General features: G+C 56.7%; 16 protein-coding genes. 15 read left to right on the top strand and 1 reads right to left on the bottom strand.

From position 1 onward, the window contains the following. The first annotated feature begins 23 nt into the window (after positions 1-23). From J2Z18_RS00230 to J2Z18_RS00215, 4 genes are all read left to right on the top strand, one after another. Complete coding sequence (locus J2Z18_RS00230; RefSeq protein WP_007132258.1) at positions 24-230, top strand: hypothetical protein; 207 nt, start codon at positions 24-26, stop codon at positions 228-230. 422 nt (positions 231-652) lie between these two features. Further along, entirely contained in the window at positions 653-1,681 is a 1,029-nt protein-coding gene (locus J2Z18_RS00225; protein WP_373872053.1) for a S1C family serine protease, read from the top strand. Further along, positions 1,678-3,609 carry a copper amine oxidase N-terminal domain-containing protein gene (locus J2Z18_RS00220; protein ID WP_210093975.1) on the top strand — a complete coding sequence of 644 codons (1,932 nt, stop codon included), beginning with the start codon at positions 1,678-1,680 and terminating at the stop codon, positions 3,607-3,609. The genes J2Z18_RS00225 and J2Z18_RS00220 overlap by 4 nt, the downstream gene beginning before the upstream one ends. A gap of 419 nt (positions 3,610-4,028) precedes the next feature. Then, on the top strand, positions 4,029-5,984 hold the full coding sequence (locus J2Z18_RS00215) for a GTP-binding protein (RefSeq protein WP_210093974.1): 1,956 nt from the start codon (positions 4,029-4,031) through the stop codon (positions 5,982-5,984). A 116-nt stretch (positions 5,985-6,100) separates the two neighbouring features. On the opposite strand, the gene J2Z18_RS00210 is transcribed toward J2Z18_RS00215, so the two are convergent. Next, positions 6,101-7,318 carry an MFS transporter gene (locus J2Z18_RS00210; RefSeq protein ID WP_210093973.1) on the bottom strand — a complete coding sequence of 406 codons (1,218 nt, stop codon included), beginning with the start codon at positions 7,316-7,318 and terminating at the stop codon, positions 6,101-6,103. A 424-nt stretch (positions 7,319-7,742) separates the two neighbouring features. Between J2Z18_RS00210 and J2Z18_RS00205 the strand changes: the two genes are divergently transcribed. The 11 genes from J2Z18_RS00205 (at position 7,743) to iolC (ending at position 26,795) form a co-directional block, all read left to right on the top strand. Further along, positions 7,743-8,840 carry a DNA alkylation repair protein gene (locus J2Z18_RS00205; protein WP_210093972.1) on the top strand — a complete coding sequence of 366 codons (1,098 nt, stop codon included), beginning with the start codon at positions 7,743-7,745 and terminating at the stop codon, positions 8,838-8,840. Between the two features lie 297 nt (positions 8,841-9,137). Then, positions 9,138-11,651 (top strand): U32 family peptidase, encoded by a 2,514-nt coding sequence (locus J2Z18_RS00200; protein WP_210093971.1) that lies wholly within the window; start codon positions 9,138-9,140, stop codon positions 11,649-11,651. 277 nt (positions 11,652-11,928) lie between these two features. After that, complete coding sequence (locus J2Z18_RS00195; protein WP_244869235.1) at positions 11,929-14,235, top strand: helix-turn-helix domain-containing protein; 2,307 nt, start codon at positions 11,929-11,931, stop codon at positions 14,233-14,235. A gap of 520 nt (positions 14,236-14,755) precedes the next feature. After that, on the top strand, positions 14,756-16,378 hold the full coding sequence (locus J2Z18_RS00190) for an extracellular solute-binding protein (RefSeq protein WP_007132250.1): 1,623 nt from the start codon (positions 14,756-14,758) through the stop codon (positions 16,376-16,378). A gap of 96 nt (positions 16,379-16,474) precedes the next feature. Then, positions 16,475-17,377: an ABC transporter permease gene (locus J2Z18_RS00185; RefSeq protein WP_007132249.1), complete on the top strand. Its 903-nt coding sequence runs from the start codon at positions 16,475-16,477 to the stop codon at positions 17,375-17,377. A gap of 25 nt (positions 17,378-17,402) precedes the next feature. Beyond that, on the top strand, positions 17,403-18,278 hold the full coding sequence (locus J2Z18_RS00180; RefSeq protein WP_007132248.1) for a carbohydrate ABC transporter permease: 876 nt from the start codon (positions 17,403-17,405) through the stop codon (positions 18,276-18,278). 25 nt (positions 18,279-18,303) lie between these two features. Continuing rightward, a complete protein-coding gene (locus tag J2Z18_RS00175; RefSeq protein ID WP_210093970.1) occupies positions 18,304-20,079 on the top strand; it encodes a hypothetical protein in 1,776 nt (591 codons plus the stop codon). Then, positions 20,076-22,310 carry a glycoside hydrolase family 88/105 protein gene (locus J2Z18_RS00170; RefSeq protein WP_210093969.1) on the top strand — a complete coding sequence of 745 codons (2,235 nt, stop codon included), beginning with the start codon at positions 20,076-20,078 and terminating at the stop codon, positions 22,308-22,310. Before J2Z18_RS00175 ends, J2Z18_RS00170 begins: the two co-directional genes overlap by 4 nt. Before the next feature lie 136 nt (positions 22,311-22,446). Further along, positions 22,447-24,312 carry a 3D-(3,5/4)-trihydroxycyclohexane-1,2-dione acylhydrolase (decyclizing) gene (iolD, locus tag J2Z18_RS00165; protein WP_210093968.1) on the top strand — a complete coding sequence of 622 codons (1,866 nt, stop codon included), beginning with the start codon at positions 22,447-22,449 and terminating at the stop codon, positions 24,310-24,312. A 340-nt stretch (positions 24,313-24,652) separates the two neighbouring features. Beyond that, positions 24,653-25,567, top strand: coding sequence for a myo-inosose-2 dehydratase (gene iolE, locus J2Z18_RS00160; protein ID WP_210093967.1), 915 nt, complete (start codon positions 24,653-24,655; stop codon positions 25,565-25,567). Positions 25,568-25,781: 214 nt separating this feature from the next. Next, the gene (iolC, locus tag J2Z18_RS00155) at positions 25,782-26,795 is read left to right on the top strand and encodes a 5-dehydro-2-deoxygluconokinase (protein ID WP_210093966.1); all 1,014 of its coding nucleotides are present in this window, start codon (positions 25,782-25,784) and stop codon (positions 26,793-26,795) included. Positions 26,796-26,800 lie beyond the last annotated feature (5 nt).

Raw genomic sequence — 26,800 nt, 5'->3', positions numbered from 1 at the left:
AAACTCACGAGGAGGTACGTCTCATGTTCCTTGCAGCTGTATCGGATGCAACTGCCAAGTTCAAGTATTTCGATATCTTTATGATCCTGTTCACCATTCTCATTTTTGTTGGTGTGGTTCGCTTGTTGATGGCCCGCCAAAAAAATAAATTCGCAATCGCTTTCGGTATCGTCAGCTTGCTCGTGTTCCTGTACTCGGACTACGCGATGGTTACCGGTTGGTTCAAATAGTTAAACCGTACGGACGATCGTAATGAATGGTCATGACGAAGGGATAATACATACAAACAAGACGCCGCCTGCATGGAGCAGGGAGAGCGTCTTTTTGTGTTCTGTTCGTCCATGTACCGGACAAGGATCCGGCGACTGATCGAATGCGCCTTGACCGGCTGACATTGTGCTAGTTGTACCGAAACCCAGTGTAATGCAGCCATGCGATTATGTTTGCAGAAATTATTACGCACCTGTCTTGCATTCCGTTCAATAGTGCACATGATATAGGTCTTAAAGTCATGGTTGCATATGGAAAAATATGATAAATTATAGGAGTGACCGTGAAACGGGATCGAGGATGGGACCGGGGAGGAACAGGTGAACAAATGAAGAGACGCGGATACAAAGTATCAACGGCGCTGCTGCTGAGCACTGCGCTCATGCTAGGAAGCCATGGGGCCATTCTGGAAGGGGAGGCTGCAGCGACAGAAAGTTTTATAGTCAAGAGTACATACGAGCCAGAAACGGTACCAAGCGTGATTAGCCGATTATCGCCGTCGGTAGTGGGCATTATCGGTAAAGTGGCCCAGGGAACACCGGGCGAAGTGGATGATCGATATAATCTGGCGCACGGAACGGGCGTCATCTGGAAAGCGGACGGCTGGATCGTAACGAACGCCCATGTAGTGGACGGGCTAAGCGGCATTACCGTCGTTACGTCCGACGGCAAGTCCTATAAGGCAAAGGCTGTTTTTAGCGATCCGAAGAGTGATATCGCACTCGTCAAAATCAACGCCAAGTCCCTCAAGCCAGCCGTGTTCGCGGTAACCGCCCAGGAGGCAGTGGTTGGTGAGACGGTCGTTGCAATCGGTACGCCGATCTCGTTCTCGCTTCGGAACTCCGCCTCGGTCGGGGTGGTCAGCGGGCTGAACCGGAGCGTTGACGGCTCCTACCGATTGATTCAGACGGATACCGCAATCAATCCGGGAAATAGCGGAGGACCGCTTGTCAATTTAAAGGGCGAGGTCATTGGCATCAATAGCAAGAAATTCGCCGCTGTCGGCATCGAAAACATGGGCTTCTCCATTCCGGCGGAAACCGTCCGGTATGTTGTCGATCATCTGCTGAAGTACGGCGAGGTTCGGAGAGCCACGCTTGGGCTGGAGCTGGAGGAAAGCTGGTCCGCCATTGTCGGGCTGCCTTCGGATGACCCGCTGACGGTCACCAAGGTGCTGTCCGCCGAGGCCAAGAAGGCTGGAATAGCGGAGGGAGACGTGCTGTATGGCATCAATGGAAAGCGTGTCTACTCCGTGGTGGATATTAATGAGCGGCTGAAGTCCTACACGCCGGGACAGCAGGTTCGCCTGCTGATGCAGCGGGACGGGGATATTGTAAACGTCAGCCTGAAGCTCAGCCGGGACGGCGCTTCCGCTGTATCGACTGACGATGAGGGAGGCGAAAGCGCATGATCAAGGGAGAGAGAACCGGAATATCGCGCGGGCTGAGAAAGATGGCTGTCGGAGCTTTGTCATCGGCGGTACTGCTGGCAGCATTATCGATTCCGGCATGGGGCGATGCGGCATCGGAGAAGCGGGTGCTGACGATTCAGAGCGGCAGCAGCAAGGCTTCAGTCAACGGCAATGCGTACGAAATCGCGAAGCCGGTTGTGAAGCAAGGCGTGCTGATGGTGCCGCTAAGCGTGTTCAAGAAAGCGTTTGGCACCGAGATTCGGCTTGAAGGAGAGAATCGGGTTCGGCTGCTGCAGGGGCCCCACACGGTCGTGCTTGTGATCGATAACAAGACGGCCTGGATCGACGGCAAGAAGGTGCAGCTGCCGGCTGCCCCGACGATGGTCTCGGGAACGCTCATGGTACCGCTGCGGAATGTGGCCTCAGGGATCGGCGCTAAGGTAACCTCGGCTCAAGGAAAGCTGTCGATCAGCCTGACCGTTACCGATAAGGAAGAGAAGAGCGATGAGGATGCGATCAACACAAGCAACGGCAAGACTCGAATCGGCAACAGCTATTACGGCTGGAGCATCAATTACCCGTCCTGGATGATGGTCGGGCGAGGCTCGGATGATGAGAGCGGGACTGCGTTCAATGACACCACGGGCCGCTATTACCTGGAGGTGCATGTAACCCCGCAAGAGGTGGAGCTGGACACGGATGATCTCCTCGAACAGCTGGTGAAGGAGGTCGAGGCATCCGGCGACATCGTGCTGCACGAGGAGAAGGTCGAAGCCGGAGCGCTGCCTTATGCCCGCATTGTTTCCCGCGACGTGGACGGCGTGCTGTGGGAAAGCCGGCAGTATTATGACAACAAGAAGTTGTACGAGCTGTATTTTGCGGATGCGGAGGCGGTCCACTATCGTGATATGGATAAGCATGCAGGGCTGCTCGGTTCGTTCCGTACCTCGTATAACGGATCGGATAAGTCGCTTAAAGATATCTCGACGGTCGTGAACGGGCTGCGCGAGGCCGGCAATGCAGAATACGGCATCCGCCTGATGGTGCCGGCCGGCTGGCAGATCGACAATCGGGAGATGCTGTACGGGGCCGAGAAACAGGGATACTTGTCCGTATCGGTCACATCGGCGCCGGCCGGAGCGAACGGCACGCTGGCAGCCTGGGCGCAGCGGCTTCAGGATTGGTTCGCGGAGTCGTTCGTGAAGGATGCGTACCAGATTATTGGCGTAACGCCTGTCGAAATTTCAGGGGTCCGGGGACAGGTTCAGGAAGTGCGGTATACGTACGGCGACAAGTGGATCACGGAGTATGAAGTGATGGTTCAGAAGAACGGCTACCGCTACTATTTGGAATATGCGGTGCCGGAAGGGCAGGAAGCCACGGCCGCGAGTTGGAAGAAGGTGCTGGAATCGGTGGAAATCGATTATGAGGCGGTACCGGAGAACTTCGGACGAATCGGTGAAGAAGGCTTCCTCACGGACAAAACGCGGATGAGCGCGAAGAGCTCCCGGACATATCGCTATCATATTGATATTCCAAAATATTGGGAGCCGGTGCGCGACCAGTTCGAGCAGGAGAATATCGAATATGCATTTGCCGGAGGCCGGTTCGAGCTTGCGGTTCAGCAGGACACAACCGCGGAATACGTGGTTAGCCAGCTGAAGCGTTACTACAATGAAGCCGCGTCCGTGCCGGGCGCATCGCTTAAGCTGCTGGGGATCGAGCAGATGACGGTTGCCGGTGTTCCGGCGGTGTCCTTCAATGTGCATCAGGTCAAGAATGGCATTGAATATACGACCCGGGAGCTGGTGTTCGAGAACGGGGGCAACACCTATACGATCATCACCACGCTGAATGATGCCAATGCAACGGAAGCCCAGCAGGCTGCACTCGAACGGACGCTGTCCTCCTTTGAGTTCGTCAAGTAATGTCCAGGCAGGGCTTATGGAGTGCCGGGATAATGAGTTAACCTTATGAGTTTCCGAGATGATGAGTTGGATGTAAATAAGGGCGATCTCGGCCCGGGCCGAATCGCTGTCCCCAAAGATCACCACTTGGTGCGGGGACGGCGATTTTTTTTGTGCAGGAACAGCGATTTTTTTGCTATGGAGCTTGTGTTGGGTGAACCGGGAGGATGAGGGGGAGAAAGGGAATGGATTCGGAAGAATCCAATCGAACCGATCGAAGCCATCAAAACGGAATGCGTTCTAAGTGAAAGATGCCTGGGCGCCTGCTGGCAATAGCGATTACGACTGCCGTTACGACAGTTCCTGCCGACTGCCCGCTGTGATACAATAACACCGACTTGCTAGGCACGAATACCGGGTAGAGGAATGAGGGGATCGCATTGAACAAAACGATCGGTCTGTTCGCCCATGTGGATGCAGGCAAAACCACGCTGGCGGAGCAGCTTCTATATTTAACACATACCATTCAGGAGCGCGGACGGGTGGATCACCGGAATGCTTATATGGATAACCACGATATTGAAAAAGAGCGGGGCATCACGGTATTTGCGGATCAGGCGATCATGCCGTTTCAAGGCTCAACCTATTATCTGATCGACACGCCCGGCCATGTCGACTTCTCGCCGGAGATGGAGCGGGCCATTCAGGTTATGGATGCCGCCGTCGTCGTGATCAGTGCGGTGGAAGGCGTGGAAGGCCATACGGAGACGGTGTGGCAGCTGCTGCGCAAGTATGGGGTGCCGACCTTCTTTTTCCTGAATAAAATCGATCGAACGGGAGCAGATCCCGAAAGGGTGCTCGAAGAGATCAGACGGGAGCTTACTGAAGATGTCTGTTTGATTTCCGAGGGAGACAAGCTGCATGAAGGCGGGATGTCGCCCTCTCTGGCAGAGGCCGTTGCCGAGCGGGACGAGAGACTCCTGGAGCAGTATATCGACCAAGGGTTCGATGCGGGCACATGGCTTAGTGCAATGAGAAAGATGATTCAGGATGGACGATGCTTCCCGTGCTTTAGCGGCTCGGCTCTGCAAAGTATCGGCGTGTCCCACTTTCTGCTCCAGCTGGACAGTCTCCTTCATACCGATTATGACAGAGAGGCGGAGTTCTCCGGCCGGGTGTACAAAATTCGCCATGACGATCAGGGAACCAGGCTGACCTATATAAAAGCTTTGAGCGGTAAGCTGCGTGTACGGGATGAAGTGACCTATCACGGCGGCCCTGCCGGCATGCGGGAGAAGATCACCGGAATTCGCCTGGTTCACGGCAAGAAATTTACCATGGTCGATGAGGTCAGCGCCGGGGACTTGTTCGTGGTGACCGGGCTGTCATCGGCATCGGCCGGGGACGGCTTGGGGGCGCTTGGCGGCAGAACGGTCTATGAGCTCGTGCCTACGCTGAAATCGAAGGTACAGTTCGATTCCTCGGTCCATCCGAAGGACATGCTGCGGATCTTCCGGCTGCTGGATGCTGAGGATCCCTCCCTGTCCGTCCAGTGGGATGAGGCTTCTCAGGGCATCCATCTCCATGTCATGGGGACCATTCAGCTGGAGGTGCTGCAGCGGATCGTGGACGAACGGTTCGGACACCGGATCGAATTCGCCGAGCCGGAGATTTTATATAAAGAAACGATCGCCCATCCGAGCATCGGCAGCGGGCATTTCGAGCCGCTCAAGCATTATGCGGAGGTTCATCTGAAGCTGGAGCCGGGAGAGCGGAACAGCGGCATCGTGTTTGCGAATGCATGCCATCCCGACATGCTGCCGGTGAACTACCAGCATCTTGTCGCCCAGCACATCGGCGAGCGGGAGCATCATGGGCTGCTCACGGGCTCTCCGTTGACCGACATGAAGATCACGCTGTTAAAAGGACGGGCGCATAACAAGCATACCCATGGCGGGGATTTTCGCGAAGCGACCTTCCGCGCGCTCAGACAAGGGCTGGAGAAAACGACGAGTTTGCTGCTGGAGCCGTATTATCAGTTCAAAATCAAAGTGGAGCTCGAGCACATCGGCCGGCTGCTGTCGGATCTGACACAGGCCAAGGCGACGTTCGAGCCGCCGGACACGACGGGAGACAAGGTGACGGTAACAGGCACCGCCCCGGTCTCTACCCTGATGAATTATGCGATGGAATTGGCGGCCTATACGAAGGGGAGGGGAGCGATCACCCTGACGTACGGCGGTTATGACCGCTGCCATAACGAAGAAGAAGTGATCCGCCGAATCGGGTACGACAAAAATGCCGACCCCGAGTACACCTCATCCTCCATCTTCTGCGCGAAGGGAGCGGGCTATGCGGTACCATGGGATGAGGCGGACAAGCTTATGCATGTGTAAGTGTGGAAGTGGCCGAGCATTAGCATGCGGAAGTCACGGAATGGGTCATTGTAAAAAGAAGGAGCGGGGCGCATGAAAGACGCCTCGTTCCTTCTCTGTATAATAAGTTTTACACCTTAGGAAGATGCGGATGTTTTGTTCTTGGCGGGCAGGGGAGACTGTCCCGAATTGCGCATCGTCCAGTACGTGATCACCGTCGTAATCAGCATCAATAGGCCGGTCATCATGAATACGGAATGAATGTTGAAGATGCCGCTGACCAGGCCGCCGAAGAGCGGACCGGCCATGCCGCCGATTTGGTTTGCCGTCTGGCTCAGGCTGAACGCCCGGCCCCTGAACTCGCTTGGCGTGTTGCGGACGACCAGGCCGTTCAGCGCCGGGAAGACGGCACAGAAGAAGGCCCCATAGACAAAGCGGATGGCGGAGAATGCCCAAATATTGCTGAACAGCATCTGTGCCAGAGACCCGATGCCGCTGGCAAGGAGACCGATCAGAAGCACTTTATGAAAGCCGATTTTGTCGGCAAGACGCCCCCAACGGGCGGCAAACAGAATGCTGGCAATCCCTACGATCGAAAAGACGAAGCCGGCAATCATGGAGGTGTGGCTCGACGAGCCGCCGATCTGCGCGATATACAGCGGCAATACGGGCTCAATCGTCATGACGGAAAACTGCGTCAGCAGGGTGAGCGCCAGCACGGTCAGCAGCGCTTTGTTATGACCCGCGACTTTGAACGTATTCACGACTGACACCCGCTCCTTGCTCGGCACGAATTTCTCTTCCTTGACCCAGAAAATGACGAGCAGCGTAGCGATAAAGCAGAGCCCCCCGGCTAGTCCGAACGCCATCCGGTTGCTAAAGAGGGAGGCGAGGGTACCGCCGATCATCGGTCCCATAATGCCGCCGGTCGCGGTTGCCGTCGACATCATGGAGAGCGCGTAGCCGACTTTTTTCTCAGGGGTATTCGTGCCGACAATGGCAATGGCCCCCGGGATAAACCCGGACAGCAGCCCCTGAAGCAGGCGCAGGATCAGCACCTGATACTCGTTCGTGACGAACGCCATCAGCACATAGATGACGAAGAGCACCATGCCCGCCCGAATAATCATCGGTTTACGGCCGTATTTATCGCCGACCGCTCCCCAGAACGGCGAGGAGAGCGCGCCGGCAAAAAAAGCCGAGCTGAACAGCAGGCCCGACCACATTTCCGTATGCTTGGTAACGCCGAGCTCAATCAGAAACAGCGGGAGAAAGGGAATGACCATCGAGAAGCTTGATGAAACGATAAAAGAACCGAACCATAAAATCCATAAATTTTTCTTCCAACTTTCCATGTCTTCTTCATCTCCTGATGTGCATGATTCGTTCATCTTCCTCTGCGGATGCTGAATCCCCCCCTGTCTCCTATGCAAAATGCGGTATGTATGAAAAAGCTCTGGAACTCCTGATAAAAAAAGATTAAAGAAAATGGCAATCGAGTTTGCCCCGAACAAGACCCGTACAGCAAAACGCCCCCCAAATTTGGTAAACTGGAATCATCCCAAGCATCCAGGTACCTTCCTCAGCGACAGGCGTCTAATAATTTCATCCTACACCACATGATATGGAATGGGAAGGGCACCGAGCACGGCGCTTTCGGTCGCAAGGCGTGAGGGAATACGGGCGGGAAGCCGCATGGCTGGCGCGATTACCGCCCTTTGGATTGAGCGAAAATGGGCAGGAAATGATAGCGAAAATTTTTTTCATAAGGAGATCGACATGCGAGAAACCTTAAAGGATTTATATACAGCGGAATTGCTGCAAGCGGTGGCGGGACGAATCGGAGAGGTATATAACGAGTTCGATGAAGGCCGGTTTCTGGGGCTGATTCATAATGAAGCCTGGGAGCAAGAGGAGTTCAAGCAGCGCGTCCGCCATATTACGGTGGCGCTAACCGAAGTGCTGCCTGGTTCTTATCCGGAGGCGGTTACGATATTGACGCAGGCTGCTCCGTTTTTCCGGGGCGTGGAGTATATTTTCTTCCCGGATTACGTGGAGTTGAACGGGATGGATCAGTGGGATACGTCGATGGAGGCTCTGGCGGTATTCACGCATTATTCGACTGCCGAATTTGCGGTGCGCCCCTTCGTTATCCGGGACCAGGAGCGAATGCTGGCGCAGATGGCGACGTGGGCGGAGTCGGATGACGAGCATCTGCGGCGGCTTGCGAGCGAAGGCATCAGACCCCGTCTGCCCTGGGCTTCTCAGCTGCCAAGCCTGATCCGCGACCCGCGGCCGGCGCTGCCGATCCTGGAGCGGCTTAAAGAGGATTCGTCCCTGTATGTCAGAAAAAGCGTGGCGAACCATCTGAACGATATATCGAAGGATCACCCCGAGCTGGTGCTGGAGCTGGCCACGAATTGGTACGGCAAGCATCCGCTGACGGACTGGATCGTCCGGCATGCTCTCCGGAGCTTGCTGCGCAAGGGGGATATCCGGGCGCTTGCGATTTTTGGCTATCAGGAGCTCGAGGAGCTGGAGGGCATCGAAGTTCGCGAGCTCAAAATCAAACGCCCGTTGATCGCGGTAGGGGAGGAGCTGGAATTCAGCTTTCAGGTTGTGAACGATACGGGAAGTCCAGTATCCCTGCGAATCGATTATGAGATCGATTATATGAAGGCGAGCGGCAAGCTGGCTCCGAAGCGCTATAAATGCTCAGACAAGCGGTATGCTCCGGGATGCTGGACGGTGGAGAAGAAGCAATCGTTTAAGCTGATTTCCACGCGGCGATTTTATTCCGGCGACCATCGGCTTCATATTATCGTCAACGGCAAGCGGCTGGCGAGTATGGATTTTGTGCTGGAGGGAACGGAGTAGGAGATAGCTGTGTGCGGATTCTGGCAACACTATTAAAACGGTGGAAATCAAGCAAGCAGGTAGAAGCAAGGCCCGACTTCTGGTACACTAGATAAGTTGAAAAGCTTTCAATGCTTTTACAATAGATGGTATAACGAATCGTCGTATATTCTATGAAAATGAACGGTGTTTGATGAGGGGCAGAATGCAGGGAAGAGACAGGAGAACAGTCTTGCTTACTGCTTTCGCTTGTTCGTAGAGCACAAGAAGAAAGTATATATAGCATGCCGGCCTGGCGCCGGTTGATGGAGGATATCGATGGACATAAAAGCATTGCGAAGAGAAGACGTGGAGCTGCTGGCGCCGGCAGGCGATTGGGACTGCATGCGGGCGGCCGTGGCGAACGGCGCGGATGCGATCTTTTTCGGCGTCGAGAAGTTTAACGCCCGGGCGCGGGCGAACAATTTCCGGATGGACGAGCTGCCCGAGATTATGGCGTTCCTTCACAGCTATGGGGTTAAGGGGTTCCTGACCTTTAATATTCTGGTGTTTGAGAACGAGCTGGAGGATGCCAAAGAGCTGATCGATGCGTGCGTGGACGCTGGCGTGGACGCGGTGATCGTGCAGGATTTGGGGCTCGTGAAGCTGATCCGCGAAATCTCGCCGGATTTCCCGATCCATGGCTCTACCCAGATGACGATTACGTCGCCGGAGGCGGTCGAGTTCACGAAGCCGTTCAATATGGAGCGGGTCGTGCTGGGACGGGAGAACAATCTGAAGCAAATTCAAAAAATTGGCGAGCAAGCGAAGCTGCCGATGGAAGTGTTCGTGCATGGCGCGCTGTGCGTGTCGTACTCGGGACAGTGCCTGACCTCCGAAATGTGGGGCGGCCGTTCGGCAAACCGCGGCGAGTGTGCGCAGGCATGCCGCCTGCCGTATGATCTGATCGTGGACGGGGAGCAGAAGCCGATGGGCGATGTGGCATACCTGCTGTCTCCGAAGGATCTGGCGGCGATTGATCTGATGCCGGAGCTGATTGAAGCGGGCGTGACTTCCTTCAAGATTGAGGGCCGTCTGAAGAGCCCTGAATATGTGGCGAACGTCGTGAGCAAGTACCGGAAAGCCATTGACCGTTATTTCGACGGCGAGGATGCGCGTCCGAGCAAGGAAGAGGTCCGCGAGCTGCAGCAGAGCTTCTCGCGCGGCTTCACGCATGGTTTCCTGGAAGGCACGAATAATAAAAAGCTGGTTGAGGGCACATTCCCGAAAAGCCGCGGCGTGTATCTCGGCCGGGTGGAGCAGATCCTGCGCGACGGCGTCGTCTGCAAGCTGGAAGCGCCGCTGAAGCGCGGCGACGGCATCGTATTCGATGCAGGCGATCCGACGAAGAAGGAAGAAGGCGGGCGCGTCTATGACGTGCGCCGCAAAGGCGTCAAGCTGGAGGGCGAGGCGCAGGAGGGCTGGATCATCGATATCGTGCCGGGCCGCAGCGATGTGGATCTGCGCAAGGTTCATGTCGGCGACCGGATCTGGAAGACGAGCGATCCGGCGCTGGACAAGCGCCTTCGCCAGACGTTCGAGACGGACAAGCCGTACCGGGTGTTCCCGGTGCATGTGCGGGTGAGCGGACGTCCGGGACAGCCGCTGTCGACCTGGTGGACCGATGTGCAGAAGGGCACGACGGTCCAGGTGGATTCGGAGCTGGAGCTGGAAGTCGCCCAGAAGCGGCCCCTGAATCGGGAGATTCTCGAGGAGCAGCTGGGCCGCCTGGGCGGAACGGTGTTCCAGCTCGAGGAACTGGACGTCGACCTGTACGGCGACGTCATCGTGCCGATTCGCGAGCTGAACAGCATCCGCCGCCGTGCGGTGGAGCAGCTTGCCGGCGAGCGGCCGAAGCCGCCCGTATATGTGAAGCGGGCGGTGGAGGTGTATGGCGATGCAGCTGCGCCTGCAGCGCCGGTGAAGCGCGGGGAAGCGCAGCTGACCGCGCTGTGCCGCAGCCTGCCGCAGGTGCAGGCTGCGCTCGAAGCCGGCGTCGAGATGATCTACGCCGACTTCGAATTCATCAAGCAGTTCCCGGCAGCGGTGGAAGCCGTCCGGGCAGCCGGCAAGCAGATTGCGCTGGCTACGCCGCGCATCCACATGCCGGGCGAGAACGGCTACCATAACAACATCCTGCGCCTCCAGCCGGACGCCGTGCTGGTGCGCAACACCGGGGCGCTGTATTTCTACCTGCGTCACCGGATGGAGAACCCGGGGGCGAAGCATCCCCGGCTGATCGGCGACTTCTCCCTGAACATTGCCAACCACAAAACGGTTGACCTGTTCACCGAAGTCGGCTGCGACGTCGTCACGCCTTCGTATGATCTGAACATCCAGCAGATGGTGGATCTTCTTCGGAAGGCGGACACGTCGAAGATGGAAATCGTCATCCATCAGCATCTGCCGATGTTCCATACCGAGCACTGCGTGTACTGTACCTTCCTTAGCGAAGGCACGGACTACACGAACTGCGGCCGCCCATGCGAGGCGCATCGGGCATCGCTGCAGGACCGGATCGGCATGTCCCATCCGGTGCGCGTGGACGAAGGCTGCCGCAACACGGTATACAACGCCATTGAGCAGTCCGGTGCGGAATACCTCTCGAACTTCATGGAGCTCGGCGTGCCGCGCTACCGGGTGGAATTCCTGGAAGAAACGCCGGAGCAGGTTCATCAGGTCATCGATCTGTACAACCGTGCTCTTCGCGGAGAGATCAGCGGAACCCAGGTGTGGAAAACGCTGAAGGCGACCAACCAGCTCGGCGTAACGCGGGGGCAGCTAGTGAAATAAAGGAAGCTTGTAAGGGTGTGTAAGTAGCTAGCGAGTGAGCGATCCCCTGAACGATAAGAGGACGCGCAGCGTTTGCAGCATAGCGATCCCATAAAGGAAATAAAGCGCGAGGACGCACAACGTTCGAACCAAGCGATCCCAAGCGTGTGAATAAGAAGGAGTGATGCCGGTGCGGGCATCACTCCTTTTTTTAGCGTCCAGATTGTCGTCTGAAGGCAGCAGCTTCATCCAGAGGTCCTTTCACCAGGGACACCCTCTTTCAGAGAGAGACAAGAACGTGCTACAATATAGCACAAGCATAAGTAAAACGCTTAACCTGGAAGAGAAAGGACTGAACCCTTTGCAGCACAACTGGTATCGCAAGCTGCTTCTCTCCTATTTTCCCATTTTCCTCATTACGATTACGATCATCGTGTTTCTTTCTTTCATTATGTTCAACGAAGCCTCGCGTGAAGAGGCGGCCAAGGCGAACGGGATTTCCACGCGGTTTATTATGGAGGACCTGGACCGTTCTATCAATGCCATTGAAATGGACGTGCTGAACGAAGTGGAGACCAGCTCCCTCTACTCCAGCTATCTGTTCAGCGACCCTTCATCCGATCAGAACCTGATGCACTCGCTGGTGAAGCGCCTGCGCGGACTGCAGACGGGAAGCGGTCTGATTGAATCGGTCTATTTGTACCGACACTCGGATCAGTCGGTGCTAACCACAAGCGGCCAGAGTCCGCTCCAATCGTTCCCGGACCGGTCGTTCATCGAGCAAGCTCTGAAGGAGCCCGATTACCGCGGCTGGTCGGCCGTGCGCTCCATGACGGGCCTGGGCGAGAACAAGCCGAAGCAGGTTATCTCCATGCATAAAAATTTGCCGCTTCCCTTCGGCACCCAGGGTCTGCTTGTGATCAATGTCGGCATCTACCGGGTGGAGCAGATGATCAATCCGATGATAAATGACAGCGTTTCCTTTTTGAATATTCTGGACTCCGGCGGAGAGCTGATCTTCGAAGCGTCCCGAATGGGAGGGGATAACCGGGCCAAAGAAGGCAAGGTGCTGACGACGCTGCAATCGGATCAGCTGGGGTGGACGTTTGAAAGCGGCCTCCGGGCGGGCCAGCTCTATGCCTGGGTGTCGGTCGTGTCCTACATCTGGATCGTGATCGGCTTTGTGACCGTGGTGCTCGCCATTATCTACATCGTGTATATTACCAGACGGAACTATCAGCCGATCAAAGCGCTGATGAACCGCGTGGAGTCCATTCAGCTCAGCATGCCGCAGGCGGCCAAGGATGAGCTGTCCATGATCGACAGTGCGCTTGAGAGCCTGATCAGCCGGTCCATGGATTATGACAAAAAGCAGCACGAGAATCTTCAGCTTCAGCGCAGCCAGCTGTTTATGGACCTGATCAGCGGGCAGAAGCCCGAGGAGGAGCTGCAATCCCGGATGGCCGAGCTGGCTCCGATGCAGCTGCCGGCGAAGACGGCCGGTTATGCCATGTTGCTTGGCGAAATCAATGATTACAGCGGTTTTCGGGACGTTCATACCGTCCGTGACCAGAACGTGCTGAAGTTTGCGCTGATGAACGTGTTCCAGGAAATCTCACGCAACGCCGGCTTCCACAGCTGGCTTGAATGGATTACCGGCAGCCGCATCGGTATTCTGATTGCATTGCCCGAAGATGAAGGCGACTATCGCGAGGGTCTGATCCACGCTGCCGAGGAATGCAGGGGCTGGGTCGAGGACAAGCTCCGCATGTCGGTGAGCTTCGGACTGGGCGGCAAGGTTGCCGGCCTCCATGAGATCGGAGCATCGTACCGCTCCGCCTCCGAGGCGCTTGGACACAGGCTGGCGATGGGCAAGCACGCCGTGCTGGTCGGCGACGAGCTGTCCAAAGGCGATTTAAGCCATCTGCTTCCTTATCTGACGGAGATTTCGGAGCTGGTGAAGGACTTCCGCTTAAATAACGAAGGGTGGAGAACCCGGCTGAAGAACATGTTCGTTTCGTTCAAGGAAGAGCGGCTGAAGGATGATATCATCCGCTCTCTGGTCAAAAGCATGCTTCAGCTCCTCTCCCGGGAGGTCGGCGCGTTATCCGACGAGCTGCGCAGCCAGCTGTCGGAAGGCATGGAGCCAGTTCTTGCCGGCGCAGCGACCCTGGATGAGCTGCAGATCAGCATCAGTGACCATTTAACGGAAATATACCGCACTTACGTAGCGCTCAGCGAAACGAAAAGCTATCGTGCCATGATCAGCGAGATGAAGCATTATATCGAGGAGCATTTTGAGGATCCGGATTTATCCCTCAAGCATCTCAGCGACCGTTTCCAGATCTCCGGAAAGTATGCAAGCTATCTGTTTAAAATGGAATACAATATGAAGTTCGTCGATTTTCTGGTGCAACTGCGGATGGAGCGGGCGGAAGAGCTGCTGGCGAATACCGAGCTTTCAACCCAGGAAATTGCGGAGAAAATCGGGTATGCCAACGCCATAACGTTTGGCCGGGTGTTCAAACGGACGGTGGGGATGACGCCGGGGGATTACCGCAAGCTCAAGATGAAGGTCTCGCCGGGTACGGAGCTGGAATCCTAGAAGGCGGTTGGATGAAGAAAACGTTCTGGATTCCTAGAAGGCGGTTTGGATGACGAAGGGTTCGGATTCCTAGAAAGCGGTTTGGATTACGAAAACGGTTTATCGTATATATGGATCAAGCAACGGGTGCAGAACATTCCAAAGCGGAAGCTGCACCCGTTTCGTATTTTACGAATATCGGGCATATCGTAGCCTGTCAATCACACTGGATCGGGAGTCGCAGCTTGGCAGCAAACGCCGGTGCAGCAGGGCATTCAGCCATCATTAGAAATCGGTTTATGATGCGAAAACAGTCATTCGATATCCGAAAAACCTTGTAACCGCGGGGGTTGTAGCGTTTGGAATTTGGTTTATTGTCATTCGCCGGCCGCTAAGGCATACTGAGGACACCCAAAAGGTTAAGCGCTTACACTGGTGGCAGGCGAGGCTGGATTCCCGACTGTCCCCGCAGGACATTTTCATTAAAAAAAGATCGGCGCGAATCGGCAGGGACATATTTAAACGAAAAGGGGATGTAACTATGGCGGCAAGCAAGAAAACGTGGGGCAAGCTCGCTAAGCTCTCGCTCGTGATGCTGATGGCCGGAACGGTCGTATTATCCGGATGCTCATCAAAATCGGGCGGCAGCACCGATACCTCAGGCGGAAGCTCCGGATCCAATGATGGTAAGCAGGTCACGCTGAAGGTCGAGATCTTCGACCGCGGCAATACGCCGGAGCCTTACACCATCACCGACAGTTACCTTACGAGATATATCCAGGACAACTTTGGAACCCCTAACAACATTAAGATGGAATTCGTACCGGTACCCCGTTCGGAAGAAATCAAGAAGCTGAATGTTCTCATGGCCAGCGGCGGCGACGTGCCGGATATCGTGTTTACGTATGACACGCCCACCTTCAACCGTTATGCCGAGCAGGGCGGTTTGACGGAGCTGACCGATCTGATCAACGAGCATGGCCCGAACTTGAAGGCGTTTCTCGATGAGGACGCGATGAGCTACGGCCAGTACATGGGCAAGCAGTTCGCCGTTCCCGGAAAACGGGCATTCCTGGGTAAGTATTCTTCCTTTATCCGCACGGACTGGCTGGATAAACTCGGCATGGATGTTCCTCAAACGACGGAGGAGCTGTACGAGGTGCTGAAGGCTTTTAAAGAAAAGGATCCCGGGGAAACCGGCGGCAAGGTTATTCCTTTCGGCATGACGATCGAACCGGCGCAATATGATCCGCTGATCTGGTCCTTTATCCAGCCGACCACGGAGGAGCAGAAGTACACGTTGATTCAAAAGCTCGGGGCCAACGACTACCCGACTCTGCTGCCGGGCTTCAAGGATGCGCTCCAATTCATGAACAAGCTGTACAATGAGGGGCTGATGAGCCGCGATTTCAGCTTGGACGAGGACAAGAAGCAGCTGACCCAGGATGTGACAAACGGTCTCGTAGGCTTTTTGACAGAGGATTATCCGAACTTGTATTACGCGGACGGCACCTATGATACGCTGCTGAAAAACCAGCCGGATGCCAAGCTGGAGCCGGTGGACCCGTTCACCAACTCCGAAGGCAAGCACGCAAAGCCTGAGTACGCGCCAAACGGCATGTACATCATGATCCCGAAAACAAGCAAGCATGCGGTCGAAGCGATAAAATACCTGAACTGGATGGCCGCCCCTGAGAATCTGCTGGCTCTGCAAAACGGCGTGGAAGGCGAAAACTACGAAATGGTCGACGGCATTCCCGTCATCAAGCCGGACGCCCCTCAGGATGTGATTGACCGTCTGTATAACTCCGGCGATATTGCCATTATTGCCAACGGCAACTTTGTCGGCGACGATGCGCAAAACCGGGAGAAGCTGACCACCAACTTCCCGGAACGATTCCAGGATCTGCACCGCAAGGCGGTGGAAATCGCCGCGACGGATACGTTCAAGCCGGTCAACTTTGACCGGCCGATCGAATCGGAAGCGAAGTACGGCACGAACCTGCAGGCGAAATACGAAGAGATGATCGTCAAGACGGCCATGGCCAAACCGGAAGACTTCGAGAAAACCTTCGAAACCACGATGAAGGATTACATGGTCAGCGGCGGTCAGGCGATCCTCGACGAGCGGACCAAGGTTTATCAGGAAATGCAGTCTAAATAACAAGATAATCCGCAGCGGGATATGGGGAAGGACGGCTGTCAACGTTGAGGCCGTTCCTTCGTTCCCGGCGTCATGAGCAAGGAGAGGATGATTCAGATGAGTGGAACCGTTTATCTGCGCCGGTACTGGCAATTATATGCACTGCTTGTTCTGCCGCTGGTTTATTTCATCATTTTCAAATACGGCCCGATGTGGGGCGTTCAGATCGCGTTTAAGGATTTCAACTTCTTCCAGGGCATTACCGGAAGCGAATGGATCGGGCTGGATGCCTTCCGTGAAGTCTTCCAAACCCAGGATTTTTATAAAACATTGCGCAACACGCTGATGCTTAATCTGTTAGACCTCCTGGTTTCATTTCCGGCGCCTTTGATTCTGGCGATTATGCTGCATGAGCTCCGGATCCGATGGTTTAAACGGTTATCCCAAACGATTTTGTATATTCCCCATTTCATTTCATGGGTTATTATAGGCGGCATTGTGTACCAGGTGTTCGGCACGCAATCCGGCATGATCAACAACGTGCTGATGGCGCTTGGCTTTGAATCGGTGCCTTTCCTGACGGACAAAGACACGTGGCTTATTACTTACCTGGCGACGGGCGTGTGGCAGAGCGCAGGCTGGGGAACCATTCTCTATCTGGCGGCATTGACCGGCATCAATAAGGAGCTGTATGAAGCGGCGGAGGTGGACGGAGCGGGCCGGTTCAAGCGGATACGGCATATCACGCTGCCGGGCCTGAAGACCACGGTCGTCACGCTGCTCATCATCAACCTCGGCAATATGATCGCGATCGGCTTCGACCGTCCGTTCGTCATCGGCAATAAAGCGGTCATGGATTATTCCGACGTGCTCAGCACCTATGTGTACCGGACGGGTCTGGAATCCGGACAGTATACGCTGGCGACGGTGGTCGGCTTGTTCCAGGCGGTGGTCGGTCTGATCTTCCTGCTGGGCGCGAACTATGCATCGAAAAAGCTGACGGACGAATCCATCATTTAACGTTGTACAGAAAGGAGCTTCACTCATGAGCGAGCGTGTGTCGAACCGTGTTTTTGATACCGTAAACATTATCCTGCTTGCGGTGTTCGTTCTTATTTGCCTGGCACCCTTCTTCCATATTATCGCGATATCCTTCAGCTCCAACCGGGCGGTAACGTCGGGGGACGTGACGTTGTTTCCGGTGGAATTCAGCCTTCAGGCTTATCAATCCGTATTCTCCGATTCCAGCATGATCCGGTCTCTTGGCTTTACGGTGATGCTGACGCTGCTGACGACGGTGATGTGCATGATCATGACGATTATTGCCGCTTACCCGCTGACGAAAAAGAAGCTGAAGGGCCGCAAATTTTTCATGTTCATTATCATCGTGACCATGTTCTTCAGCGGGGGCATCATCCCGGAGTACATCCTCGTAAAAGACTTGAATTTGTTGAATACGATCTGGTCATTGGTACTTCCGGGATTGATCAGTCCGTTCTATCTCATCATCCTGATCTCCTTCTTCAACGGTATTCCGGAAAGCCTCGAGGAAGCGGCCGAGATTGACGGCACGAGCCAGATCGGGACGATGCTGCGGATTATCTTGCCGCTATCCTTGCCGGTGATCGCGACGCTAAGCCTGTTCTATGCCGTCGGGCGCTGGAACGGATTCCAGGACACGCTCCTGTATATCACGAAGGAAGAGCTCTATCCGCTGCAACTGAAGCTGTACCAGCTGGTGCAGAATAACATGATTACGGATTTGACCCGCAACGAGGGGCCTTCCGCAGGTATCAGAGCAGCCACGGAAAGCTTGAAAGCGGCGAGCGTCGTGTTTGCCACGGTACCGATTCTGATCGTGTACCCTTGGCTGCAGCGTTACTTTGTCAGCGGCGTTATGCTGGGAGCGGTAAAAGGTTAAGGATGACGGAGATCAGGGGGAGCTTATGATGTATAACAGGGTTTTTGAAGTGAACGACAGCTGGGTGCGGGAGGCGATGGACCGCCAGATCATGGAGCCGGAGCACCGCTGGTACGGCGGGGTCCGCACGATCGAGAACGGGCTGCCTTCGCCCAACCATAACAGCGGGACGCCGACCGCCATGGCCATCTGGGCCGCCGCGCTTTGCAATCCGGCCTCCGAATATTACCGCAATCACGAGCTGGCCCGTCGATTTGCGCTTGCCGCGCGTTACATGCTTGCGGCTCAGCATAGCGACGGCACGATATCGCCCGGCTGGACGAATTTCCATTCCCCGCCGGATACCGCCTTCGTGGTGGTTGGTTACGCGCAAACCGCGCAGCTGCTTATGGCTGACGGCTGGGAGGACTTGAAGGGTGCGGTTGCGGATATGCTCCTGTTCCTGGAACGGACCTTGCCCGCGCTGATTACCGGAGGCTGCCATACGCCGAATCATCGGTGGGTCATCTGCGCAGCGCTGGGCTTCTTGAACGAGCTCTTTGATTCGCCGGACGCCTTGAAGCGGGCCCGGGCGTGGCTCGCGGAAGGCATGGATGCCACGGCGGACGGGGAGTGGACCGAGCGCAGCAACGGGATTTACAACGTCGTCAGCGATGTCATGCTGATTCATGCGGCCAGGCTGCTGAAGCGTCCGGAGCTTCTGGTGCCGGTCCGGGCCAACCTGAAGATGATGTCCTATCTGGTCCACCCGGACGGAGAGATCGTCACCGAATATTCCGGACGGCAGGATTTCGGCCAAAGCTTCGATATGTCGGGGTATTTTCTGCCGTGTCTGATGATGGCTTCACTGGACCAGGACCCGGTATTCCAAGGCATGGCCGAACAGTCGCTGGCTTTGCTGAAGCATCCCGGCGGAGCGCCGACGAATGCCGCCGTGCGGCTGCTGCTGGATCCAGGGCTTCTGCGTGAAGGTGCGGAGACGAAGCCGATGCCGGAGAACTACCGAATCGTGCTGAACGGTGATTTTCCCAGGGAACGCTATTTGTCCGGCTTCGCAGACGCCGGCCATCACGGCGTTATCCGCTACAGCCGGATGCACACGGATTTTGGCGCTCCGGTGGCGCGAATCCGCGAGGGCCATACCAGTGTGACGGTAAGCACGGAGATGTCTTCCTTCTTTTCGCTTCGACATGGTGCGGCCCGCCTGCTCGGCGTGCAGTTTGCCTCGTATTTCGAGCCCGGCTTCGTCAAGATGAGCCGGATGGCAGCGCTGGAGCAGGGATACCGGCTATCCGGCGAACAGGAAAAGGGCTACAACGGCCCGGTGCCGGAAGCCGATCTGCCTGCAAGCGCAGGCGAAGACGTCAGCCCTTGGTATTTGCTGCCGCATCACTGCCGCCCGCAGACGCATGTCCAGCGGCACAAGGTGGAGGTGGATGTAGTGGAGACGGGCGAAGGCTGGAGGCTTATCATTTCCTCGACAGAGCCGGAGGACGTCGTGTCGCAAATCTCACTTGTTTTTCCGGCTGCCGGAGCCCTTAGCGGCGGTGAGCTTGCTCCTGCGGGCGTGGATACCCAGTTCTGGATGGGAGGGAGCATCCGGTATGAAGCTGGCGGCGACTGGATGGAGATCAGCGGCGCCGGATTTGAGCACACGGCGGCAGGCGTCCGGGAAGCGGCGTATCCGCTCGGGTTCCGTACGCTACTGCTGAACGTGGTGACTCCGTTCGTGAAGGAGATTGACATCAAGCTTTCTCCGATGGCAGCGCACGGCCGAACGGAAGGAGGCGAATCTTCATGACAAGCTATATCGAGGCCCGCGAGAGCATCCGGTATTGGCTGGGCGATGATGATGCCGGCATTCTGAAGACGATTGCCGGGCGCTACATCGGGGCGAACCCGGAAATTCCATTCGCGCTGCGGTCGTTCGCCGATACGGGGATTCTTCAGACCGAGGAAGGGTTCTACGACTTTAACTTCGGCGACCGGTTTCGAGATGCGAAGCAGGGGGACGCTGCCTTTGCGCTTGGTCTGGTGTGGAGCGACGATGAACGGTCGCTGGATGCCGCGATCATGCCGTTCAGCCCGGTCCGCTTCTATCTGAACGAGCAGCTGATGTACCGTTCAGGAGCCGAGGACGAGATGAAGCCCGATGCGAAGATTGTCGTTCCGCTGGTATTGAATCCGGGCTGGAACACGTTGTTGATTGAGGCGCGCAGGACTGAGGCCGGATTCGGCTGTCGCTTTGGCGCTCAGGAGGGCAAGGTCCGAATTCTGCAGGTGCTGTCCCCGTTTGCGGACCGGAAGGGGGCCGCCGGCTGGGCGTATGCCGGGCCGCTGACCGCCGGCCTTTTCGGCGAAAGCGGCCGCTTTCCGAACGCTCACGGAAGCGAAGACGATACGGGCGTGAGCTGGCTCCCGGTTACAGGCTGGAGCGCGCAGGAAGCGATGAAGCCGAATTTTGAGCGAATGTTCGGCTTGCCGGGGGCAGCGGTATCGGGATATGCCTGGAGCCGATTGAAGGTGCCTGCCGCAGACGATCCGATTGAGCTTAGAGGCCGTGCTTGGGGCAGGCTGCAGGTCTGGATCGGCGGACATCCTGTACCGGTCCTAGACCTTCAAGAGGGAGGAGACTTCCGCTGTGAGCTGCCTGCCGCGAGCTGCCGAGGGGATTTGCTGGTCCGCTGCTCCAGCGGGCCGTCCGGATGGGGATTTCAGCTTCAGGCCTATCATGCTGGGGAAGAGCTGGAATTCGTGCTCCCGGTTCCGGTACAGGGGGCGCCGTCTCCTTGGTTGTATGCCGGCCCGCTGGCGGCAGCGAAGGAGGAAACGCCGGAGGAGGTGTGCACGGTCAAGAGGCTGTTCCGGCTCGCGGACGGCCGCGGCTTGACCGGATGGTCCCTGGATGCGCCGGGCTGCCGGGTCAGGCCGTTCTATGAGAACGCCATGCTGAGCAACAAATGGACCTCCGGCTCGGCCACCAACTTCGGGCGTTGGGACTATCCGCTGGGCGTGACGATGTACGGTCTGCTGCAGACCGCGCGAGTGTTGGGACGGCCGGATATTGCGGAATATGCCCGGGCACATATCGGCATCTGCACGTCATGGTACGAATACGCGGTCTGGGACCGGGATACGTACGGCTTTCCGTCCATTAACCATCAGCTGGTGCTGATTAAAATGCTGGACAACTGCGGTTCTTTCGGCTCCGCGATGCTGGAAGCCTATGCGGAAAGCGGCGGCAGTCCGGAGGATTTGAAGGTCGCGGAGGTCATTGCGGATTTTATGGCGAACCGCCTGGAACGCCGGGAGGACGGGGCTTTTTACCGGCTGTGCGTTTCCGAGTATTCCGCGGATACGATGTGGGCAGACGATCTGTACATGAGCACGCCGTTCTTGTCGCGGTACGCCGGGATTACAGGCGATTCCACCTATCTGGACGAAGCGGCAAGGCAGTTTCTGAGATACCGGGAGTATCTGTTCATGCCGGAGGAAGGCGTGATGAGTCACGTATTTGATTTCAAATACGGGAAGGCGACCCGGATACCGTGGGGACGCGGAAACGGCTGGAGCCTGTTCTCCCTATCCGAGCTGCTGGAGCGTCTGCCGGACGATCATAAGGACCGCCCGGCGCTGCTTGGATTTTTCCGCGAGCTGTGCGCCGGGATCGCTTCCTATCAGGGCGAGTCAGGGCTCTGGAGACAGGTCATTACCGATCCGGAGGCTTATGAGGAAGCTTCCTGCACGGCGATGTTCGCTTACGCCTTTGCCAGAGGCGTGAGGTTTGGCTGGCTGGAGAATCCCGGACGGTTCGCCGAGGCCGCCATTCGGGCATGGCAGGGGCTGACCGAGCACGCCATCGATCGCAGCGGCAGCGTGCATGGGGTGTGCAGCGGGTCCCGTTATTCCTTTACGGGGGACTATTACAAGCATGATCTGCTTACGGTGCTGAACGACAACCACGGGATCGGCATCATGATGCTGTCGTGCGTGGAAATTATGAAAATGAAAGGCATGCAAGGCCTTAAGTAAGGCATACACTTTCGTTAAAGCGCTTAATCCGCTAAAGGATATAAGCGCTTCGGTGCACTAGGTTAAGCGCTTAATTCATAGATGGCTTTCCCGTTGGATTCAAGACGATGATAAAGGCGAAAAGGAGATGAACCGGATGACGACGACACGATTAACGATGGCACAGGCGCTGTTGAGGTTTCTGGATGCACAGTATGTTTCTGTCGACGGAGTGGAGACGAAATTTGTGCACGGGGTGATGGGGATTTTTGGACACGGCAATGTGACTGGCATTGGCGAGGCGTTGGAGCGAAGCGCGGGGGATCTGGTTTATGTGCAGGGCAAAAACGAGCAGGGTATGGTGCATGCGGCGGCGGCCTATGCCAAGCAGAAGAATCGCCGGCAGATTTGGGCCTGCACCTCATCCATCGGGCCCGGTGCCTTGAATATGGTTACCGCGGCAGCTACGGCAACGGTGAACCGTATTCCCGTACTGCTGCTCCCAGGCGACAATTTCGCCTGCCGTCAGCCTGATCCGGTGCTGCAGCAGATCGAGGCTCCGTCGGATTATACCGTTTCGGCCACCGATGCATTCAAGCCGGTGAGCCGGTACTGGGATCGGATATCCCGGCCTGAGCAGCTGATCGCAGCGGCCCGGCAGGCGATCCGCGTGCTGACCGATCCGGCGGAGACGGGGGCGGTGACGCTGGCGCTGCCGCAGGACGTGCAGGCTGAGGCGTATGACTATCCGGATTCGCTGTTCGAGAAAACCGTGCATGTCATCGATCGCCGCCCGCCGTCGGCAGAAGGGCTGCAGCGGGCAGCTGCACGGATTGCCGCGAGCAAGCGCCCACTGATCATCGCCGGAGGCGGCGTGCATTACAGCGATGCAACTGGCGACCTGGCTGCTTTTGCAGAGGCCTTCGGGATCCCGGTCGCCGAAACGCAGGCCGGCAAAAGCGCGCTTCCCTGGAATCACCCCCTGAACCTGGGAGCGATTGGCGTAACCGGCTCGCTGGCGGCTAACCGTACCGCGGCAAAATCGGATTTGATCATCGGCATCGGCACCCGGTATACGGACTTTACGACGTCCTCCAAATGGGCGTTTCAGCGGGAGGATGTTTCGTTCCTGAACCTGAACGTCAACGGTGCGGACAGCGTTAAGCTTGGCGGTGAGGCGCTGGTCGCCGATGCGAAGGAAGGGCTGAAGGCACTGCATGCTAAGCTGTCCCGGGACGGCTATAAAGCCACCTATGAAGAAGACGAGCTCGCCGGGCTGAAAGCGGAGTGGGACCGCGAGGTGGATCGGTTGTACGCGTCCGAGCATCCGGACGGCTTATCTCAAACGAGGGTGCTTGGCGTCATCAATGAGGTCATCCCCTCGTCCTCGGTCATCGTCTGTGCGGCAGGCAGTCTTCCGGGGGATCTGCACCGGTTATGGCGAGCCGCCGAAGCGAAGACGTATCACATGGAGTATGGGTTCTCCTGTATGGGGTATGAGGTGAGCGGCGCCCTTGGTGTGGCGTTGGCAGAACCGGACCGCGAGGTCTATGCGCTGGTCGGCGACGGCAGTTATCTGATGATGCACTCGGAGCTGGTCACCAGCTTGCAGGAAGGCCGCAAGATTACGATCTTGCTGTTCGACAACCACGGCTTCCAATGCATTCATAATCTGCAGCGTAGCAACGGCAGCGACGGCTTCGGCAACGAATTCCGCCGCCGCGAGGAGGGCACGGGCCGCCTGACCGGCGAATACCTCCCGATTGATTTCGCCGCGCACGCGCGGGCGCTCGGCGCCAAAGCCTACAAGGCCAGCACGCCTGAGGAACTGCGGGCAGCGCTGCTTCAGGCCCGGCAGGAAACCGTCACGACCCTGATCGAGATTCCGGTCGTTCCGGGAACGAATACCGACGGTTACGAGTCCTGGTGGCGTGTGGAGGTGCCGGAGGTATCCGTATCGAGCAAGGTGACGGAGGCCCAGCGTGAGATGGCTGCCCGGAGCAAGGAAGCAAGGCCTTACTAGCGGCTGGAATAGGAGCGATGTTCATTGTCCTGAAACAAGGAAGGTAATACGATTGCCGCGCTGTAAGAAGTATGGTCCGACTAAGGGATTTGGAGTGAGGAAGCAACTCAATACTGCCAGCTGGAGCAACTAAGCGAGCAGGATCCTAGTAACGCGCGGCAGAGGCTGTACTAAGCAGCTTCGCGCAGAGAAGTCCGGGCAAGGAAGGCTTTACAAGTATCTCGGCTGAAGGAAGCCGGTTCGACTAAGAGCCCGGAGTAAGGAAGCAAGGCCCTACTAAGGGTCTAAGGGTCTAGAGCAAGGAAGCCACTCTACCAAACAAAGCAAAGGAGCGCTGGATATGAGCAACAGGCTGTTCAAGCTGGGGATCCACCCCATCAACTGGGTCGGCGAGGATGTCAGAGAGCATGGAGATGACACAACGTTTGAAACGATTGTGGATGATATTGCGGCTTTGGGTTTGACAGGCACGGAGATGGGCAGGAAATTTCCGAAGGATCCGGCGGTGCTGAAGCGGGAGCTGGAGTCCCGCGGCATTCAACTGGTCTCGCAGTGGAAGTCCGTGCTGTTCTCCGATCCCGCTTACCGGAAGCAGGAGCTGGAGGACTACCGCCGGCATGCGGAGTTTCTGGCCGGTTTTGGCAGCAAGGTCATCAGCACGGCGGAGGTCGGAGGCTCGCTGCACTTCGATCCCCGCCGGACGCCGAACGAGCGTGTCGTTCTACGCCTGGATGACGCCGGGTGGGAAAGCCTGGCGGAGGGCCTCAACCAGGCCGGCGAAATTGCGGCGAGCTACGGCATGAAGCTGACGTATCATCACCATGGCGGCACGGTCGTGGAGCAGCCGGCCGAAATCGACCGGCTGATGGCGATGACCGACCCTTCGCTCGTGCTTCTCCTTTACGATACCGGCCATGCCTATTACGGGGGAAGCGATCCGCTCGAGCTGCTCCGCAAGCATTATGACCGGATCGCGTATATCCACCTGAAGGATATCCGGCATGAAATCTTGGAGCAGGCACGTCTAGATGGCTGCGATTTCGTGAGCTGTATCCGCAGGGGCGTGTTCACGGTTCCCGGCGATGGCTGCATCGATTTTGCGCCGATTATCGGAGAGCTCATGGAGCGCGGTTATAACGGCTGGGCGATGCTGGAAGGAGAACAGGATCCTGCGCTGCATCCGGCCAAGGCGTATGCTCAGCGGGCGATCGAATACCTGGATCGTCTGGAAGGCCAGCTCAAGCCGCAGGTCTGAAGGCGTTCCCGGTCGTGAGTCGAAACCAGGCTGATGCTAATTCGGAAGGTTCAAAATGTAATGCAGGATACTAGCTTGTTTATCGGACACCAGACAACCGTTTCTTTTAGAAATCTAGGATTAAGAGCTGCAAGTGATTACGGCCATTGAAAAGCGGAGCCATATTTTCCTATGAATGCTCAGCGTGGGCCGATCTGATCAAGGAGGTTCATCCATGAGTGAAATCACGTTTAACGACGAAAAGCCGGTGGATTTTGTCGCCGTGGGGAGATTGTGCATCGACTTGAACGCCAATGAGATTAACCGGCCGATGGAAGAGACGAGCACGTTTACCAAGTATGTGGGCGGCTCCCCGGCCAATATCTGTATCGGGATGGCCCGACTGGGCCTGAATACGGGCTTCATCGGCAAGGTGGCGGACGATCAGATGGGGCGTTTTATTACCCAATACCTGAAGGATAACGGAATCGTGACGCAGGGCGTAACGACCGACCGTACCGGTGCCGTGACGGGGCTGGCTTTTACCGAAATTAAAAGTCCGACCGACTGCAGCATCCTGATGTACCGCGACAACGCTGCGGATTTGCTGCTGGAGACGGGGGACGTGAACGAGGAATTGATCGCCACCGCAAAAATGGTGCTAATCTCCGGAACCGCGCTTGCGGCCAGCCCTTCCAGGGAAGCGGTGTTTCTGGCTCTGGAATATGCCAAGCGCCACGGCGCTGTAATTGCGTTTGATCTGGATTACCGTCCGTACACTTGGAAATCCCCTCAGGAAACAGCGACCTATTATAATCTGGCGGCTGAAAAATGCGACATCATCCTCGGTACGCGCGAGGAGTTCGACATGATGGAGCAATTTGGAGGGAACCCGGAGCGGAGCGACCGCATCACGGCGGCCAAGTGGTTTGACTACAGCGCCAGGATCGTCATTATCAAGCACGGCAAGGAGGGCTCCATCGCATATACACCGGACGGCACCAGCCATACGGCTCAAAGCTTTCCGGCAAAGGTCATCAAGACATTCGGGGCAGGGGATTCGTACGCCGCAGGCTTTCTGTACGGTCTAATGCAGGGCTGGACCATTGAGCGGTCCATGGAATTCGGCAGCGCGGCGGCAAGCATTGTCATCTCCAGCCACAGCTGCTCCGATGCGATGCCGACAAGCGAAGCGGTTCACGATTATATGGAGCGCTGCAAACGCGGGGAAATCACGGCTAATACCTAGATACC

This window comes from Paenibacillus lactis, from assembly GCF_017873605.1.
Lineage (GTDB): Bacteria > Bacillota > Bacilli > Paenibacillales > Paenibacillaceae > Paenibacillus_AQ > Paenibacillus_AQ lactis.
The sequence above is the reverse complement of the archived record's forward strand: the minus strand, read 5'-3'. Positions and strand labels throughout refer to the sequence as shown.